This window comes from Paenibacillus massiliensis 2301065 = DSM 16942 (assembly GCF_000377505.1).
GTDB classification, from domain to species: domain Bacteria; phylum Bacillota; class Bacilli; order Paenibacillales; family Paenibacillaceae; genus Paenibacillus; species Paenibacillus massiliensis.
In genome coordinates, this window is sequence record NZ_KB898201.1 from 14,039 (window position 1) to 32,151 (window position 18,113).

At 47.6% G+C, this 18,113-nt stretch carries 16 protein-coding genes; all 16 read right to left on the reverse strand.

Going from position 1 to position 18,113, the window contains the following annotated elements; genetic code table 11:
• Window positions 1-2: 2 nt before the first annotated feature.
• Window positions 3-3,128: a cyclic peptide export ABC transporter gene (locus D328_RS0124440; RefSeq protein ID WP_154659321.1), complete on the reverse strand. Its 3,126-nt coding sequence runs from the start codon at window positions 3,126-3,128 to the stop codon at window positions 3-5.
• Entirely contained in the window at window positions 3,125-4,210 is a 1,086-nt protein-coding gene (locus tag D328_RS0124445) for a cysteine peptidase family C39 domain-containing protein (RefSeq protein WP_018887686.1), read from the reverse strand. The genes D328_RS0124440 and D328_RS0124445 overlap by 4 nt, the downstream gene beginning before the upstream one ends.
• Window positions 4,200-5,156, reverse strand: a complete 957-nt coding sequence (locus tag D328_RS29730; protein WP_018887687.1) for an amidohydrolase family protein — start codon at window positions 5,154-5,156, stop codon at window positions 4,200-4,202. Before D328_RS29730 ends, D328_RS0124445 begins: the two co-directional genes overlap by 11 nt.
• Window positions 5,140-6,291: an MGDG synthase family glycosyltransferase gene (locus tag D328_RS0124455; protein WP_018887688.1), complete on the reverse strand. Its 1,152-nt coding sequence runs from the start codon at window positions 6,289-6,291 to the stop codon at window positions 5,140-5,142. Before D328_RS0124455 ends, D328_RS29730 begins: the two co-directional genes overlap by 17 nt.
• 18 nt (window positions 6,292-6,309) lie before the next feature.
• Window positions 6,310-7,464 carry a radical SAM protein gene (locus tag D328_RS0124460; RefSeq protein WP_018887689.1) on the reverse strand — a complete coding sequence of 385 codons (1,155 nt, stop codon included), beginning with the start codon at window positions 7,462-7,464 and terminating at the stop codon, window positions 6,310-6,312.
• Window positions 7,465-7,488: 24 nt separating this feature from the next.
• Complete coding sequence (locus tag D328_RS0124465) at window positions 7,489-7,743, reverse strand: acyl carrier protein (RefSeq protein ID WP_018887690.1); 255 nt, start codon at window positions 7,741-7,743, stop codon at window positions 7,489-7,491.
• 17 nt (window positions 7,744-7,760) lie between these two features.
• Entirely contained in the window at window positions 7,761-9,362 is a 1,602-nt protein-coding gene (locus tag D328_RS0124470) for an AMP-binding protein (protein WP_018887691.1), read from the reverse strand.
• 22 nt (window positions 9,363-9,384) lie between these two features.
• Complete coding sequence (locus tag D328_RS0124475; protein WP_018887692.1) at window positions 9,385-10,731, reverse strand: aspartate aminotransferase family protein; 1,347 nt, start codon at window positions 10,729-10,731, stop codon at window positions 9,385-9,387.
• Window positions 10,691-12,235: a B12-binding domain-containing radical SAM protein gene (locus tag D328_RS0124480; RefSeq protein ID WP_018887693.1), complete on the reverse strand. Its 1,545-nt coding sequence runs from the start codon at window positions 12,233-12,235 to the stop codon at window positions 10,691-10,693. The genes D328_RS0124475 and D328_RS0124480 overlap by 41 nt, the downstream gene beginning before the upstream one ends.
• Window positions 12,236-12,259: 24 nt before the next feature.
• The gene (locus D328_RS0124485; protein ID WP_154659322.1) at window positions 12,260-12,880 is read right to left on the reverse strand and encodes a GNAT family N-acetyltransferase; all 621 of its coding nucleotides are present in this window, start codon (window positions 12,878-12,880) and stop codon (window positions 12,260-12,262) included.
• A gap of 323 nt (window positions 12,881-13,203) precedes the next feature.
• The gene (locus tag D328_RS0124490) at window positions 13,204-14,184 is read right to left on the reverse strand and encodes a BtrH N-terminal domain-containing protein (protein WP_018887695.1); all 981 of its coding nucleotides are present in this window, start codon (window positions 14,182-14,184) and stop codon (window positions 13,204-13,206) included.
• The gene (locus D328_RS0124495) at window positions 14,184-15,140 is read right to left on the reverse strand and encodes a BtrH N-terminal domain-containing protein (RefSeq protein WP_018887696.1); all 957 of its coding nucleotides are present in this window, start codon (window positions 15,138-15,140) and stop codon (window positions 14,184-14,186) included. Before D328_RS0124495 ends, D328_RS0124490 begins: the two co-directional genes overlap by 1 nt.
• On the reverse strand, window positions 15,127-16,929 hold the full coding sequence (locus D328_RS30480; protein WP_018887697.1) for an HAD-IIIC family phosphatase: 1,803 nt from the start codon (window positions 16,927-16,929) through the stop codon (window positions 15,127-15,129). The genes D328_RS0124495 and D328_RS30480 overlap by 14 nt, the downstream gene beginning before the upstream one ends.
• Before the next feature lie 3 nt (window positions 16,930-16,932).
• Window positions 16,933-17,502 (reverse strand): hypothetical protein, encoded by a 570-nt coding sequence (locus D328_RS0124505; protein WP_018887698.1) that lies wholly within the window; start codon window positions 17,500-17,502, stop codon window positions 16,933-16,935.
• Window positions 17,503-17,601: 99 nt separating this feature from the next.
• Window positions 17,602-17,754, reverse strand: a complete 153-nt coding sequence (locus D328_RS31130) for a hypothetical protein (RefSeq protein WP_018887699.1) — start codon at window positions 17,752-17,754, stop codon at window positions 17,602-17,604.
• Window positions 17,755-17,793: 39 nt separating this feature from the next.
• Window positions 17,794-18,060 carry an acyl carrier protein gene (locus D328_RS30870; RefSeq protein ID WP_081625352.1) on the reverse strand — a complete coding sequence of 89 codons (267 nt, stop codon included), beginning with the start codon at window positions 18,058-18,060 and terminating at the stop codon, window positions 17,794-17,796.
• Window positions 18,061-18,113: the final 53 nt, after the last annotated feature.

An 18,113-nucleotide genomic window follows, 5' to 3' on the forward strand; every position in this document is an offset into this window, starting at 1 on the left:
CATCAGAAAAATTGCACCTGACTCATCCTGTTCACCACTCGGGCGCGAGCCTGGCCTAACTCCATTTCAAGAATCTGGTCCGCCTTGTCAAAATAACGATCATCATGGGTGATGGCGATCACGCACTTCCCCCTTGTCTTCAATGCTGGAAGCAGCTCATTGTAGAAGAACTCACGGAATCCCGGCTCCTGATCAGCAGCCCATTCATCAAAAAAGAAAATATCGTGGTCCTCTAGATATGTGACCAGCAGTCCCAAACGCTTACGCTGCCCGGTAGACAATTTTGTCGTGGAGAACTTCCCTTCCTCTACTTTCACCTTCTCGTCCATCCGCAAGAGCTTCAAATAATGTGCTATCTCCTTCTTTCTTTCTGCATAAGGAATGCCATACAGCTTGGAAAACAGATAATAGTCGTTAAATACAGCAGATACCCTGTCGTTCAGCTGCCCTGGCTCGACTGCGACGCCATTCAGGCAGAGAGAGCCTTGAGAGGGATGGTATAATCCTGTCAGCACCATGCCCAGTGTGGATTTGCCGCTCCCATTACCGCCGGTTATGAAGGTGATTTCTCCTGCCTTGAATACACAATTCACCGGACCCATGGCAAATGACTGCCGATCTTTGCTGGTATAGCTGTAGTGTACATTTTCCAATGACAATTGCTCGAATTGCGTCTCACCATCCACACTATGATTGCAAGTTTCCGGTGTTCGGACAATCTGCAGCTCAGACATCAGCCCTTGGATGCGTTTATAGCTAATTCGCGTACGCAGCAGCTCCGGTATGCAATTCAACAGACTGTTCACCGGTCCGGTCATATAGAGAAAGATAAAGATATAATTGCGAAGTTGGCTAGTCTCCATACTACTGAAAAGCAATGGGAACCAAAATACGACAACTCCAATAACGATCGTGAACAGAAGCTCGCCAGCTACAAATACGTTAGCGAAGGCAAGAGCCGCCTTAATTTTCTGATCACGATATTCAGCACATTGCTCAATCATATCCGTCTGAAATTCCATCGTCTTCTTGCGGCTTATTTTCAGTTCTTTGAAGCCACCAAGCAAATCATGAATATACCGAAAAAAAACATTTTGGACATCTCTCGTTCGCTCATAAATACGGTTGGCATATTTTCCGACCAGAGCGTATATCCCTGCAGCTACTAAGATAATCCCGAACGAGAGCAAGAATCCATAGAAGTTGATCAGGCCAATATAAATGAAGCAGCATAGCAGCGTAACCAGACTCGTGAATGAGGTCACAATAATATTGGCCACAACGCTTAGCGTTTCGGTATCATTGTTCAGCCCGGCATGAATTTTACCATCCTCCATATTCTGGATGCTCGCAAAATCGGCAGCCTGAACGTGCTTGATTAGCATGACGCGTTTTTCATAAAGAATCTGATTCGTCATATGAAGGAGATGGATACGCACAAGGCGCTGTCCATATACATAGACGACGATCCCGAGTACAAAAAATAACAGAAGTCCTGATTGTAGCCCCGCTGACTGACGGGCAAACGTTTCATTAATGATCATGATCAAGGAGGCATTACCCAGTCCGCTCGCAAAACTCAATATTGTAACCATAAAGAAAGAATGCTCCGTGGATTTCGGATACACACTAGTCAGCAAGTACAATAGACATATACTGGCTACCGCTGCGAATAGACAAATTAATGCCGGAATAAGGCTCAGTGGTCCCCACACCTTGACGAAGCTCCAGGGCAAATTAAAGAACAATATATCAGGCAGCTTGTACAGACAATAAGCGAAACCGCTTAGAAACAACAGCAATGCCATGAAGCGCCAGACAGTGCCTCCTATTGACAGCTGCCTTACTCTCTTGTGCCGGGCAATCTGCAAGCAGCATCTCACCACAAGAGCAACGCTGCACAACAGCAGGGGCAGGGCGACAGCTGCCACAAGCACCGCAAGGTTATCCATATACTTTAGCTTGTCTGTCGTATTCCCCAGCACAGCTTTTCCCATCAACATGTTCATAACATTTTGGCCAATCACCGGGGTAATTTCCGAATTCAGATTCGCCATCACACCAACACCCAGTTGCTCTCCAGGCCTCAGCACAATATACGACGAATAATTCGGATTCTCCCCGCCATGTGACCATTCACCTAGACCGTCCTGAAAAATTCTCCAGCCTGCCGCATACGAGAAGCCTTCAATCCCTGGGCTTACGGTTCGGTCTGGCTCATGGGACTTGTCAATGAGCTCGCGATATGCCTCCTGGGCAGGCTGAGTCTCTAGCTGAAGCTTTATCCATACCGCCAAGTCCTGAGCGTTCATCATCGCGTAACCCGCGGGTGTATTTCCTTTATACACTGGAGCATCATATTGTCGTGGCTGCAACCATCCGAGCTTGTATCCGGTTGCCACAGGAGCAAGGGCATCTTCACGAGACAGAACGGTATGATTCAAGCCCATCGGCTCCAGAATCTCATCCCTGACGTACTGCTCGTAGCTCTTGCCGGACACCTGCTCAATGACCAGTCCCAGCACATCGTAATTAATCGTAGTGTATTCAAACTGTGAGCCGGGTGTCGTAAAAAGAGACTGCTGACGTAAAGTCTGCACCGTCTCCTGCAAGGCTGCTTCTCCATTGGTGACCGGAATATCTCCAATCGTGGTGAATGGAATGCCACTGGTATGATGAAGGAACTGGTTCAGCGTAATCTGGCTGCCGCCATTATGCAGAGAGAACCACGGAATGTATTGACTGACCGGAGTATTCAGATCAACTTTCCCGTCCTGCTCCAGCTTCAGAATAGCCAATCCCGTAATCGCTTTGGTATTGGATCCCAGTTCAAACAAAGTGTCCGTCTCGACCTGGCGACGAGCAGCAATATCTGCATAGCCCAAGCCTTTCTGATACGTGACATTCCCGCCCTCCACAATGACGAGCGATAAGCCGGGAATATCCGCTACCTCCATTTGTTGTTTGACCATGCTCTCAATTTGGCTAATCTGTCCATCTGTTATAGCTCCTTGAGCGGATGCAGTCACGCTGGTTGCTTCAGCTGCCAAATGGACCAGTGAACTTACGGTCAGAAGCAGGACTCCAAGTAACAATACCAGCCTTCTGGGCTGCCGTAGCCACCTCATGATTGCACAGCCCTTTGTGGTGAAGGCACCTTGCGAACTTCCTGCTCTATATGAATAAGCAACTGGATCATCTCTTCCTCTTCCTTGAGAACTGTATTCATCTCCTCAGTCAGCCTAACGGCTTGCTGCAAATAATGGCTGACTAGCGCCTGATTCGCAATAGCTGACCATAACCGACACAGCTGTGTACGCCGTTGCTCCAGTTGCTCCAGACTCTCATGCGATAATTCGCAGCGCTTCAGCACCGTGTGCAGTTCACGATACAGCAGTTCCTTGTATTTAACTGAACGTAAAAACATGAAGTCCACCTTACTCACGGGATCATCCGCCTCGCTCACATCTCCAGCCTCATCTGAAATGTATTCGCTGCAAGCATCTGCTGCATTCTTACCGCAGTTAATTCTCTCAATATACTCCAGCTCCGTATAAGGTTGGCTACTTCGACGGTGAATCAGCCAGTGGAGTGCTTCCAGCAATAGCTCCTTCTCATCAGGCGGTACATAGTCCTCTGGCTGATGAATGCTCCATACCCATGAGGTATGCAGATGCTCTCCAGCAGAACGAAATAGTTCGTCAACAAGCTCATATGCCATCTGTCTTTCCTTATAATGCAGTACAGGGCCAGTTGGCTGATGATCGGTGTCTGTGACAGTATACAGTTGTCGCTCATCGTCATAACCATGAATCAGAAAGATATGCTTCCAGTCCCCACTACCGTAGTATGAGGAATTAGGCAGCTCACGCAGATTGCCAGGTACAAGAGCAGGATGGCCGGAGTGAATATGTTTCTTGACGATATCGTTGAGCTGGTCTGGCTGCACTTTTTGATGCTCCATCACATAACCCAGCTTTTGCCCAAGGATACGCAAGAGAGCGCTGTTGAAATCAATTGTGTAAAAAACATCCGAGCCTACTGAGTATTCTAAGCGGTAGCATTGCAGCATTTTCAGATATATCCACAACCAGCTTTGCAAATGCTGCTCATCATTGGCAAGAATGATGCCAAGCGGCTTCTCAAAGCAATTCACATAATCGAACGTGTACCCATTCACGGAGGCATCCAATCCGAGACTATAGCTCATTAGCAGCCTCCCCTTCCTGGGCTTTCGACTTAACACCTCGACGTAAAGCAAATATAGAGCGCGCGTTCTCGCAGAACAACATCTCCTTCTGCTGATCCGTCAGTTCCTTCATATCCTGAAAATAACGTACAATCTCCCGTGGACTGCTGAACAGTGGCCAATCCGTGCCGAACAGTACGCGCTCCCCACATGTGTGCATAAGATCCAACATCCGACTTGACAGATCCACTCCTTGGCGAAGCAGCGGTTGATAGCCAGATACCTCGAGATAGATATTGTCCCGGTGCAGTGGCAGCCTCCTGCTATCCTCATAATGAACTAATGCGGCATGACCAAGTATAAAGGGAATATTTCTGAAGCGTGACGCTACATCAAGGACTGCTCCCGGATATCGGAACTCTCTTCGCATGCTGGGCAGAGATGGTCCTATATGGGCCAGCACAGGTAGACGGTAAGCCTCACATATCTCATAGAACGGGTACAGCAGTGGATCATCGAGATCAAAGCCACAGGGCGGATATAGCTTCAAGCCACAGAAGCCGAATTGCTCCACCCCTTGCTGAAACAGCTCCAGCCCCTTCTGTCCTCGGCGGGGATCGACGCCTGCAAATACGCTGAAGCGATCAGGATAGCGTCGAAGTGCCTCGGCATGAATCTGATACAATGCATCTATGGAAGTCGGCATGTCCTCTCTGTCAAATCCAAAATCAGCCATCAGTAAGTTGGCATGGTCAATTCCTGCCTCATCCATTCGTCGAATCAATAGCGAGCAATCGGTATCATACAGCGTAGCCGCCATCACCTGATCCAAAAAATCGTCGTTTACTTCCAAGCCATTCTCGATGAGGATAGAACTCCGTATTGAATCCTTGATTCCCTGCAGCCAATAATCGGGATAAATTCGGCGATCTGCCAAATGAACATGCATATCAATAATCATGGACATTCACACGCTCCCTCATGGTAAAACGACTCCATATATCCTGCGCTATCGCCTGCGCCCCCTCTGGCATATCCGCATGCAATGCTGGAGGGAGGAATCCGAGGCGCAATTGCTGCAGCATCTCCTTCAGACGAGGGGCAAGCTCATCTACATGCTCCACCACACTTACAGCAGAATTGCTGCCCAGCCATGCCTTCACTCCCTTCTCCTGAAAAAGAAATCCATTCACCGCATCAAGCAGCATTGGCTTGCGGGCATACGCACACTCAAAGAAAGCATTAGCTCCTGGCTTGGTAATGATGACATCCGCGAGTTGTATCCATTGCTCCAGATGCTCCGCATAGCCAATGACCTTCACCCTGTCCCGGGCAGCAGAGGCAACGCGCTGTGCCATAGTATATAAAGTGTCATTACGTCCGCTTACAAACACAACCTGACACTCAGGAACCTGCCTTAGCACCGTTTTGAGGAATTCAAGAGCATGATAGGCCCCTTGGGAGCCACTGTTAATCAGCACAATCGGCTCCCCCTGACGCAAGCCGTTCTGTTCACACAGACTGGCGATTTCATTCGGAGTACAGCTCTTAAGAAATTGCGGTTGTACCGGATAAGCAATCTCCATAATACGTTCCTCTTCAATACCTCGTTTGCGCAAGAAGGCGACCACCGACTGGCCCGTGCAGTAATAACGATCAGCACCCGGCGCATCGAATCCGACCGAAATCGGTACAAAGGGATCTGTGACTACCGTATAGTAGGGCAACGTTCGATCTATCCCCAGCTCTTTCATCACCCTTAGCATGGCATGATTGATTGTATGAGAGGTGGAGACAATCGCATCCAATGGATGTGAGCTCAAGTACTGTACGATGGCCTCACGAGTCCCTTGATAAAAGTCCTCAGATAGATCCGGACGTGTCAAGTAAGACAGCTCACTGAATTTGCAGCACAGCTCTGTAGAGGATTGCAGCAAAAAGTTGTAATAATCACTCATCACTTTGTTGCTGAGCATGAGTTCTTCATAGAAGCGTTCCCGAATGGACACCTGGGCTCCCTTTTCCATCAGTCTGTTCCCAATCGCTCTAGCTACACTGATATGGCCGTTTCCGGTAGCGGCCGATACAATTCCAACGTTCATCAGCCACGCCTCCCCACATTATTTACGCCAAATCTCCCGTTGCATGCTCTCTATACCAAAAAAATTCGGTTCAAAATAGACCGAAGGCAAAATCCCTTCGGTCTCATGCGTGCAATGCTCGCAGACCGGGTGGCGGTTCACCGCCTGCTTGACCTGCATCGCCTGCGGGCTATTCCACAGCTCCATAAAATTCATGTCGTAATCCCGCAGATTCCCAAGCGACAAGGCGCTGCTGTTGCAGCGTTCGTCATTCATCACTTCACAGACATTCACTTCTCCGTCATAGTCGATAAAAGCACCATGCTTTCCTGCGTAGCACATGAATGATCTCTTACCGGTCTGCAGCGTCTTGGAAATATAATGGTATTGTGCAGCAGGAATGTAAGCCAGAGGAGAATTGCAGTCTCCATTCGTACCCTCCCAAATGCGACGATTCAGGAGCAGACGCGCACGCTCGTAATTTTCCGGCTTAATATCCTTCAGATGAGCGCCTCCGCGGGGGTCTTGCCGAATAAGGAGCAGCATGATCCGATCCGGCTGGAGCGTCTCGAATGCCCATTCAAAGAACTCCGGCAATGTCTCCTGATTCACCGCATTCATGGTGCTGACGATGTTCTGCTTAATATTTCCATGGATTTTATTCAGCTTCCGGCATTCCTTCCAGGTCTCAATACTGCGCTTGAAGGCTCCTCTGCCACGAATGGCATCATTCTCCTCCTCAAAGCCCTCGAAGGAAAAATTCATGGTGTAGCTTTTGTTCGGAAAGGGCTTGCTGATCCGCTCCATCTGGTACAGGATCTTATCGGTCAACTGGCCGTTGGTGCTGCTGGAGAACCATTGGGTGTTGTTGTTGACGCGAAACATATTAACGATCTCATACAAATCCTCGCGTAGGAACGGTTCCCCGCCGCACAGCAGCGCCGAGGAGAAGAAGCCCATGGAGGAGGACATTTTCTCGATCTCGTCCAGTGTCAGCTCCTGCTGCGCTTTTTCGTATTGGTTATTTCTGGTGCGGTGGTTGAAGCAGTGCTTGCATCTCAGATTACAGCGATCTGTGACCAAAAAAGAAACGGTCATCGGCGTAGGATCTTGGAACAAATGATTGCTTTGGTACATATTCAATACCGTCTTCAAATTATTTTTACTGTTCTCATAGCGCGCTTTGTCAAACATGGTCCGCCTCATTTCTGTTGAATTTTAGACTTGGGGCTGCATTTCGTTGATGATATCCACAATGTCCTTTACGGTCTCGACTGTTGCAAAATCGTACTCACCGCTAACGGAAATGACATCATAGCCCTCCTCCTTCAAATGGGCCGCAATCGCAATCATATTGATGGAATCAATCCCCAGATGATCTCTCAGCTTGGACTGCAGAGTCACCTTGTCCTTATACAGCTTCAGCACCACGTCCTGTACAATTCGAATAACCATTTCCTCGTTGTGGCTCATGATTCACTCCTCCAATGTTATTTATATATAGAAGTAATTTCTTGCCTATACACCTCATGTATTCTGGATCGATTGATTTTCAGTGTGGCATTCATTAACCCGTTCTCTGTGCTGAAAGCCTCCTTGGCTATGACATACCCGCCTATATGCAGTGCCGGAGGAAGCTCCTTGTTGGCAGCAGCGATTGATGCCTCAATATGATCGACTGTTGTGCTAGCTGCGGCCGGAACAACTACACAGCTGATAAAAGGTCTCCCGTCCCCAAATGCAGCTACCTGATTGACGGAAGCTGACATTTTCAATGCCGCCTCCACCTGATTGGGGTGAATCTTCTCGCCAGTAGTGAGCGCGATGACCTCCTTAATCCGTCCAATAATATGCAAATAGCCCTCATTGTCCACATAGCCAAGATCGCCAGTAGAGATATAACCATCGCTTTTGAACGTTTCGGCGCTCCGTTCTACAGTCTCATTCAGATAGGAACTCCCCCAGCTGTAGTCGCTGCGGATCAGTATTTCCCCTTGGTCGTCAATCTTGATCTGCTTCGTAGGGAAGGGGCGCCCCACACTGCCTCGTCGGTTTTGACCAGGACTGTTAATGGATACTAGTCCTACCTCATTAATTCCATAAGATTCATAGATAATCAGCCCCATATCATCGAACAAGCTCAGCACCTTCGGGCTAATGGCTGCTGAACCAGTGACGAGCAGTCGCATGCGACCGCCCCAAAACTGCAACGCTTGACCAAAGATGCGCGTTTGCAGGCGTGCTCTCAGTCCAAGAGGCAGCATAGGCTTGAGCGCGTGGTACACGGAGTAGGCTGTCTGCCGCAACCGCGAGGTCTGAATGGCTCTCATTACATTGCCATACACCGTCTCGAATAAGTAGGGCACTCCCTGCAATATTGTTGGTTGTGCAGCCTGCAGCACCCTCATGAGCTGATCAGGTACCGTAACTGTAAGATTGAAGGGCAGTAGAATGGCCGCATACACGAATAATCTCGCATTGGAAATGGACAGCGGAAGGAAATCCAACACCTTGTCATCTAGCTCAAAGTCAAACCGATCGATCAGCACAGAGATCCATTCTGCCACACACTTGCTGCGCACCTCTATTCCTTTGGGAAATCCGGTCGTCCCTGAGGTGAAGATGATCATGAAAGGCTGCTCCTCCTCCGGTACATGCACCTCTTGCTGCTTCGCGGGCTGATCGACAATGCTCTCCGTCAAATTGTCCAGTTCGATCACGTTCTCCATCTCAGGGCAGGTCAAATAACCCGAGTCTGCCAGCAGCAGCTTCAGGTTGTATTGGGCTTGCAGGCTCCCGACCTGCTCAGCGAATGGTCTGTCTGGAAAGGGGACAGAGACATATCCGCCCATAACCGCGGCAAGGTCAGCCAGTACATAGGCATAGGAGTTAGCACCCAATATGCCGATGCGATCGCCGAGGTGAAGATGCCTGCTGCGGAATAAGGATATTGTCTTTAGTACATCAATGTACACGTCCGCATAGCTTTTTTTGATATACATGCTTCCCCGCCCATAGAACTCAAGAAAATTGTCCGAATTATCCCGCAATGCTGCATGAAGCTGCCCCAGTCCGAATCGTCCATGTGCCACTTCATATTCCTTCCTTCGTGCCTCAGCTCTCATGGGCATGAGCGAAGGATCTCAGCATACACTCTAGTGCGTCCACGAACTGATCCAATTGGCTGTATGATATAGTCAACGGAGGCTCAATGCGTATTAGATCCGGATTGTTGGGTGAATACCCTGTCAAAATCCGATGTTCCTTTAACATGCGAACCGCTACCAGCACAGCATAATTGCCTTCAATTATATGCTGAAGACCGTCGGCGGAGGCGTGCAACAGACGATTCGTCGTCTCTCGATGAAATTCCAGCCCCAGCAGCAACCCTCTTCCACGTACATCCTTAATGCATGCATATGCTTCCTTAAGCCGATGCAAGCGTTCTAGCAGATACGATCCCTTCGCCTCGCACTCTTCGATCAATTGATCACCGTGGAGCGTATCCAGTGTAGCCAGCGCAGCAGCACAAGCATAGGCGTTACCACCGAAGGTAGCTGAATGGAGCAGACATTGCGTGATGTCGCCGTATGCGCGCTGATGAAGCTCATCTGTAGTGATGCAGGCTCCTATTGGCATAATCCCACCACCAAGTGACTTCGCAAGACACAACACATCAGGCACAATCTCTTCATACTCATAAGCGAACATGCACCCGGTTCGACCGAGGCCCGTCTGCACCTCATCCAGGATCAGCAGTGCTTCGTATTGCGTACACAGTGCTCTCACTTGACGGAAATATCCGGCAGGAGGAACATGGACCCCGCCTTCTCCCTGAATCGGCTCCACAATAAAGGCTGCAACATCTCCCAGTAGCAGTACCTCTTCCAAAGCGGAAGCATCTCCAAAAGGAATCTCAAGGCAATCCGGCAGGAGCGGTGCATAAGGAGCACGATAATTTTCCCGGCCAGCCACAGACAAAGCTCCTAGCGATTTACCGTGGAAAGCATCCGTACAATAGACGAATCGACGTTTCCCTGTAGCAACCCTTGCCAGCTTCAGTGCTGCTTCAACCGCTTCACTGCCGCTACTGCAGAAAAATGATCGTGTCAGGTACCCGTCCGTCTCCTGCGCAAGCTTCGCAGCCAGAACTGCTGCATAGGGACTTAGACTGTTGAGGGACAGATTAGGCTTCCCAACGAGTTCTTGCAGGCTTTGCAACACAACTGGATGATTGTGCCCCAGATTAAGTGAGCCATAGCCACCCATTACGTCCAGGTACTCGTTTCCTTCAAGATCATGAAGGAGACAGCCTTCGGCTTTCTCGAATACAAGACCGTAGTCCATCAAGTCCATCATTCGTACGTATCCGGAATTGAGATATTGCCTGTGCAGATCGGTTACTTCAGCAACATCAAGATCAGTGGCGTCCTTCCAGCTGTAATGTACTTGCTTCTCCATATGCTATATCCCCTTCTTCTGGATTTTTTAGCAATTGACCTGCAACTACCGCCAGAGCCATCTGCCAATAGGCATAGATCTCATAATTGCTTAGCTGTTCCGTCTCCATTACCGGCAGACCTGCACCCAGGTAATCGCAGCCCATCCAGTAATCATCGAAATCGTAGCTCAGTATTTTGATCTTGTTCTTCTCAGGATTCAAAAACAGATCCGTACCCGGAAAAGGAACGCAGGTGGTGCAATGCGTATAATCGATCAGCTTATCATCCAACATCTTCCGGAGCAGCTTGATTGTCGCATGAGCGCTGTCATGTGTCTCTCCTGGCAAGCCAAATACCCAGAAGGTAAACAGCCCTATGCCCGCTTCCTTAACAATTTTACAGGCCTCCATACAACGATCCAAGGTAGTCCGTTTGTTGGTATTGTCCAATATTTCCTGACCTGCGCTCTCAATACCAAGACAGATCATAATGCAGCCCGCGTTACTCATTAATTCCACAATTTCCTGACGAATCAAATCCACCCTGCTCTGACACATCCAGACGATGTCCATTTCACGTCGTGCCAGCTCTTCACAGAAGATTTTTGCTTTTCTGTAGCTGCTAAGGAAGTTCAGGTCACCAATCATGAACGTACGACAGCCATAAAGCTCGTAGTAGTGCTGCATTTCATCAACGACCTTGACAGGGTCGCGGAAGCGCAGTCGGTTGAAGAATTTGCTTGGCACACAAAACGAACAATTATGAGTGCAACCTCGGGAGGTAATGACGCGAATCATGTAATTCTGCATAATATCCGGCGGGAACAACTCATACATCGGATAGGAGAGCATATCCAGATCTTGTATGTCAGGACGAGCGCCTGTGAATAGAACTCTTCCGTTACGGCGGATCGCCATACCTTTCACATGCTGTACTGCCTCTACATTCATATCATTCTCATACAAGACATCTAGCAGTTCTACAGCTGATTGCTCGCCCTCTCCAACGGATATTACATCAACGCAATCGTATTTCTCCAATATGTTCTTGTAGTCAAAGCTGGCATGTACACCTCCCAGTACAATCACAGCTTCTTTATTCAGTGCCTTAACCGCTTCCGCAATCCGAATTGCCCATTTGAAATTCACTGTCAGTGGCGATATGGCGACTACCCTAAGAGCCTCCGTGGGGAGGGCGGCAAGTGCTTGCTGGATGTCCTCGATCGCTATTACACGCCCCTGCTCAGAGCGAATTTTGGCATCATCCAGATGGGCGTCAATATAATGAATTTTGTATCCTTTGTTACGAATTGCCGCCGCGATGTAAAGTAGACCAATGTTCGGTTCAATAAAGCCGGAAAAATTCTTGTCGTACTCATTGAGAGTTTTGATAAGACCTTTGCGAACCAGAAGATTGTGCACACTTTCGGACAAAACCTCCCAGTATCTATTTTGAATCACATCTGCTTCCATGGTCGGTTGAAGCAGAGGGGGCTGAATTAAAAGAATGTGCCGCTCTACCATCAATCACTGCCCCTTTCGACATATTTATGAAATGGGTTGCTTCAAATTCTTCAGAAAAGCCTGCTGCCGCCGATTTGGACGATTGCATAGCATTTCTTTCATCTCATCCATCTGAAAATATAGAACCGAGGATTGCGCATCCAGCTTAAAGCAACTGTCGTTATATTCCCAGCCGGCCTTCTTGAAGCCAAGGGAAAGCATAAGCTTATAGCTGTCGCTGTCCACGAAGGTGTCAGCAAATACGCTCTGGCAGTCAGACAATAACAATTGTTTGAAGATTGCTTGCAACAAATGCATAAAAACAAGTGATACCCTGTGTTCACTCTTAACAATGAGTCTGCTAACTTCCACTGCATCAGTTATCCTTAATTCGTTGTTATATGAATAATTCAGTTTACTAAGTACAGGTAATCCTAGCTCACTGTATTGAATAATACGAGCACACGCGACGATCTCATCGTCCTGTTCAATCATAATGTGATCAGAATATAAATCGTATTCGTCAAATTCCATGCCTAGCAACTGAAATTCCGACTTTCCCTCCAAATACTTTAATTCCTTCACATATACCTTGTATCTAAACTCCAGTAGCCGCTGAAGATTCGTACGGTCATGATTACAACGGAACATTGTAGCGGATATCACTCCTATACTCACTCCTTTCAGGACCCTGTTACGAAGCCGTACAGCACAAGAGCCCGATACCTAAAGGTACCGGGTAGTAATCATGTCCATAGCTTCGCCCGTTCACCCAATTCAGCGACTGCGCTACTGCAGAATATATGTCAATTTCGACATTCATTGCTGTGCCGAAACATCAGCCAAAGAACTCGAAATATATAGGCCTTGCAAGAATCGATGGATCAACAGTATCCCATTCCATTACCAAAACCCACGTAACATATGAAATATGGAGTATTATCTTCTACATTATCCGACGCAAAAAGTGGTAATTCAATATGCATTTGTTACAATTTATTGATTATTTCACGTTCTATTCCATTTAATATAACAATTTCTTGCTCAGCTATATTGGATAAACGCTTCTGAAGTCGCTGTTCCATCTGGCTGTTTGGATACATAGCGGCTCTCATTAACAAGTTGCTAAGCACCATCCAGCTTTGATGAGCAGCATAGTACAGCCCGGCAAGATGATGCTCGCCAAATTTTTGCAAATAGTTATAGCAATGATGTCTTGAGTTGGAAATTTCCTTCAAGCTGCTGTACCCATGCGAACAGCGTTTGTTCCTCTCCACTGGCGGCAGGTAGATATCCTCTATAAGCATTTCACCATAAGGCATAATTGCAGCTATTCCTACTAGACCAGGTGCAAGGGACGGATCGACATAGGCGCCGATACGATCACCCTTCATTATTTCATAATTACTGATCAACGAATCTCTGTAATCATGCTTCTGCCCCACAATACGAGAGGATGAATCGATATGGTATAACAGGAGCAACTGTTCACTGAGGTTTTCTTGGCAGGACATCAGCCATTCTGCCAACTTGCTGGGCGGCACCTGCTCCTGATGCTGGTAGTAGTGATCGAAAATACGATACATTCCTTCGACGTAATCAGTAATCTCTATACTATGCAGGTAGTGCTTGCTGTTAAACGAATTGCTGTATTCCAGCGAATAAATATCGACTAGAATTCCCACAGGATAGCCATCGGTAATCAACTGCTCAATCCGGTCCATACATAGCGCTAAACTCATATATTCTTCGGTTCTTACCTTTACACCAAAGCAACACTGGATTAAATCCGAAAACTTGCGGTAATAAGGGTCCAATACATAAGGCAAATCACCGTCAGGCTCATTCAGAAAATACAGCCCTGATTGGTGAAACAACAGTTCCTCATCGAAGCCGAGTTTGTGCAGCATAGCAGCCAAAGTTACATGAATACAATTATAACGGGGATTATGATACAGTTGTTCTGTCATTACAGCATCCTCCCTGCACCGCAGGTTTCTCTCAACCCATTAAGCAATTCCTCGTTGAACTTTAATATTTGGTGACATGCTCCCTGAATTCGCTCTCTGTTCAATTTACGAGAAAATAATGCTTTATTAAACAGGAACATGATGACCCTTGCTTCATCGCTGGCCTTCATCAGCAGATCGATTTCTCTTTGTCCGTCACAGCCCAACGCCCGCAGTGCTAGAAGGAAGCAGAAGCGAGAGCCAGCCAGCAGACCGAATGCATGCCCATAACAGGCCAAATCCTGCTCTGAGTGCAACATTTCCGCCCAACTAGCCTCTGTCATTTCAGTCAACCCATAAAACAATTCATAGTTATCCTCATAAGAGATTAACGCCTGCTGCAGCCGGTCCATAAAGTAAGCGCGTTCCCATGATACGCCTTCAGATTCCTCCCATTCAAAATAGCTGATGCTATCCTGCTGCAAGGCCTCGAATGCACACTGCAGAATCGACTCTGGGCAAGTCTGTTCCTTAATATGGGCTCCTACATTATCGATGACATGAAATATCAGACTTTCGTCTGCATGATACTCATAGCCTGTCAGCATGTGGCTGTGATGCAGGTGCTCCTTTTGGAATTGCAGTGAATAGGGCAAATAGTATTCATCCACAAACAGAAATACTTCCTTGCCTTGTTCCAGTAGCTCTAAGATCGGCTGGCGCAGGTGGGTATAACTTGTGCCCTGCAGCAATTTCACATGTATACCAAGCCGGGGCAACTCTCCCAGGAGCATTTCGTTCGTATAATGGAAGCGGGATTGTCGCTTGACAATGCTGCCATCATAGATTCGGCTTATCGACTCCAATGCAGTGCAATAGACTGCATCTATCGGTTGCTTGATCTTGATCCTGCTCTTGAAATAGTACATGAGCAATGTCTGGTGGCAGGCTAAATACAACTCTTCAGTGGGATGCATGCAAATTCACCTCCGCCTGATCCTTGTCGTACCGCTCTTCCACAAATCTGGCCGGGAACAACTTATGCTCATCAAGCTCTTCTGGATTACACCGATATAGCGTCTGCCTGGCATGCTGTGCGACTAGTTCGAAGCCATGATCCGGATAGAACGACGCAGTCTGCTCATTTTTTTTCGATGGCACTCGAACAGCATATAGACATGTGACTCCCTTACGGCGAACTCGTGCAAGGACATGAAGAAGAAGCGTATCCTCCAGTGTGCGTCCCAGCGCACGACAGGATAATAGGAACAGCTCGATCCACCCCTCTTGATTAACATATCGAACCATAGCAACTCCGATAAGCCCCATATCTCCGAAGCGGTCTGATGCATTCATCCCGAGCACCTCAAAATCCTCATTTTGACTGAAGCACCGAATATCATCCTCCGTATATCGGACAGCTGCTAGGTTGAATTGATTGGTCTTCTGCGTAAGCTGCGCAATTCTGGGTATCGTCATCGTATCAGCCTCTATGAAACTCGCCCTAAGCTGCAGGCTTCGTAAATATTCCTCCAGACTGTCTGGTGCATACTCTTCCCTGAATTGACGCCGATCTTGCTCCTGCTGATACATTCTAGTACGGGATGAATCTTCAGCAGTCTGCTGTCTTACGAGTAGTTCTGGCATGTCCAGCAACAAACTGCGGTAACGATCTGGATGCATCCTGGGCAGCAGCACGGTCCGCACCTGCGGCAATGCCTGTCTGATCCGCTCGATTTCAAATTCACTGTCATCCATAAAGATCATTTGATCAAGTGTAATATTCAGCTCAACAGACAATTGCCTGATGTTGTCAGCCTTGTCTTCCCAATTCACGGCATAAGCTGCAATGTGTTGCTCTCGCAGGAGCATATACGGATGGTGCCGCACAGTATCCAGCACATCCTCTAGATTGTTTTTGCTACACAATGCAAGTACCATTCCTCTTTCATGACAGCGAAGTAACTCCGATTGAAATTCAAAATATGAGGAGCCCGGGTGAGTAGGCGCCAATCGGATTCCGTCCATTCCCTCCTCTCCAACGGTGCCTCCCCATAGCACTCCATCACAATCCAACACAATACATTTGCGATCAATGCCGTAAAGAGCTGTTATCTGAGCAGCTATCTGTCTGGCAACGACAGAGCTGCCCAGTCTGCTGTAAGGATTTTTCGTCCAATGCCATAGACGGTTATCATATAATTGCATAGTTCCGTATTTCAACAACAACGGATTCACATCTATGATGAAAAGATTATGTATTTTGCTTATTTGCTGCTCGATCGCCTGATTCAGCTCATTGACGGACTGTTTGGAGTGGCTGCTGCCGCGTGAAGCATGAAATACCTCCTCCAGTGCTTCTAGCTGTTCCAGAGCACAATACACGATAATCGCCGGGGTAGAGCGTCGGATGCCCTGAAGCAATGAAATCAGTAAGCTTCTCGTATGATCTTGCTGCAGTGGTTCAGTCGGGTGGGAAGGGTTCAAAAAAGGGCGGGTATGCGGGACAACGATGACATAATCGATAGGTTCAGGAATGGGAGCTGCTTCATGGGATGTGAGAGCATACAAGGTTTCATCTATCGATAGATGCTTTAACTCAGCCCGAATGTTCTCCTGAAGAAGGTAATACCGTAGATAGGTGTCCAGAATAGGATTGGTGGTAATATTGCTAATTAAGGCTATTCGAATAGTACATTGCTCGCCATTGTCTGCCGCCAAGCTGCTGAGGGCAGCTACAAAATCATCCCCCGTCTCCAACGACATGGACTATACCTCCTTTGTACTGGTACTATCAACTTCAATGGTGAGCGAGAAAATATGCATGCACGGATTGTCCCCAAGCAAAATGGAGTTGATTTCGACGGATCGGGCTAGAGGCAACGATGTATACCACAGTTTCGGCTGGATACGTTCATTAATATTTGTGCGAGTGTGCAAATAAGGGGCCTGAATAATGCATTCATTATTCCTGACAGAATGTGACGACGAAAAGCAGCCCAGCTCAAGCAATTCACTATGTACATGTCTCCGCTCGAATTCAAACTGAATCGGTTCGCACATGTCCGTCTCGCTGGATGTGCCGATCACATGTAGCTGCAATGCTCGCATACGTGGAAGTTCCAATCGTTGACCGGACAGTTCTATATTATCCAGCATCTCTTGCTTCATCATGATGAAGGGAATCGAATCGTATTGGAAAGGTTGGTCAAAGGGCAAATATGACTCCGGGATTGAGGACCCCACAACAGTCAAGCCTCCAATTCCCTTCTGCTCGGGAGTTGTGCAGGCTTTATGATTCAACATACTGGATAAGTCAAGACAGTGAAAGCTGCGCATCAATGTGTCCTCCAGTTAACATAATCATACCGAAAAATACAGGAGAACCGGAATTGAATAGCGAGTTTTGTCTATCAAGCCCGATTCTCCCTACTACTATTAGGCTGCAGATTTTGAATCTGGTGTTAACTCTCTTGCTGACGAAAGAAACTGATAAGCTGTCTGCTTCACTTCGGAACTAACTTTGGTAATAAAGCATTTGAATTGCTCGCTCTCCAGAGCGATAGCTTCAAGCACTTGAATCTTCTTCATGGTCTCACCTCCTTTCCAGACAACATTTTGTTAGCTGTATTAAGGAAATGAATGCATGCGTTCGGCAACCAACTCCGTAATGCGAGCTAGCGTGCGAAATTTCTCAAGGTCGTAGTCCTCGTCCATGAATTCCATGTGAAAAGCCTCTTCCAGTGCCACGATCAGTTGGATACCCTGTATGGAGTCCAAGCCCTTGTCAAACAGGTTATCCTCCAACCGAATATCGTCCTGCTCCGCCAGACGTAATAGCGAGCATTTCAGTATCAGTCGCTTGATCTGCAGGGCTAAGTCATCCTTATCGATAATAGACCACCTACCCTTCCGCCAAAAAAGTTCACATCATGTGCTAGATATTGTAT

What these genes read in the sequence shown, in the direction of transcription:
- D328_RS0124460 (WP_018887689.1), bottom strand. Translation starts at nt 7,464, where the DNA reads ATGTTTGACAAAGCGCGCTATGAGAACAGTAAAAATAATTTGAAGACG.
- D328_RS0124490 (WP_018887695.1), bottom strand. Translation starts at nt 14,184, where the DNA reads ATGACAGAACAACTGTATCATAATCCCCGTTATAATTGTATTCATGTA.
- D328_RS0124440 (WP_154659321.1), bottom strand. Translation starts at nt 3,128, where the DNA reads ATGAGGTGGCTACGGCAGCCCAGAAGGCTGGTATTGTTACTTGGAGTC.
- D328_RS0124505 (WP_018887698.1), bottom strand. Translation starts at nt 17,502, where the DNA reads ATGCGCAGCTTTCACTGTCTTGACTTATCCAGTATGTTGAATCATAAA.
- D328_RS31130 (WP_018887699.1), bottom strand. Translation starts at nt 17,754, where the DNA reads ATGAAGAAGATTCAAGTGCTTGAAGCTATCGCTCTGGAGAGCGAGCAA.
- D328_RS0124455 (WP_018887688.1), bottom strand. Translation starts at nt 6,291, where the DNA reads ATGAACGTTGGAATTGTATCGGCCGCTACCGGAAACGGCCATATCAGT.
- D328_RS0124480 (WP_018887693.1), bottom strand. Translation starts at nt 12,235, where the DNA reads ATGGTAGAGCGGCACATTCTTTTAATTCAGCCCCCTCTGCTTCAACCG.
- D328_RS0124495 (WP_018887696.1), bottom strand. Translation starts at nt 15,140, where the DNA reads ATGCATCCCACTGAAGAGTTGTATTTAGCCTGCCACCAGACATTGCTC.
- D328_RS0124465 (WP_018887690.1), bottom strand. Translation starts at nt 7,743, where the DNA reads ATGAGCCACAACGAGGAAATGGTTATTCGAATTGTACAGGACGTGGTG.
- D328_RS30480 (WP_018887697.1), bottom strand. Translation starts at nt 16,929, where the DNA reads ATGTCGTTGGAGACGGGGGATGATTTTGTAGCTGCCCTCAGCAGCTTG.
- D328_RS0124445 (WP_018887686.1), bottom strand. Translation starts at nt 4,210, where the DNA reads ATGAGCTATAGTCTCGGATTGGATGCCTCCGTGAATGGGTACACGTTC.
- D328_RS0124475 (WP_018887692.1), bottom strand. Translation starts at nt 10,731, where the DNA reads ATGGAGAAGCAAGTACATTACAGCTGGAAGGACGCCACTGATCTTGAT.
- D328_RS29730 (WP_018887687.1), bottom strand. Translation starts at nt 5,156, where the DNA reads ATGTCCATGATTATTGATATGCATGTTCATTTGGCAGATCGCCGAATT.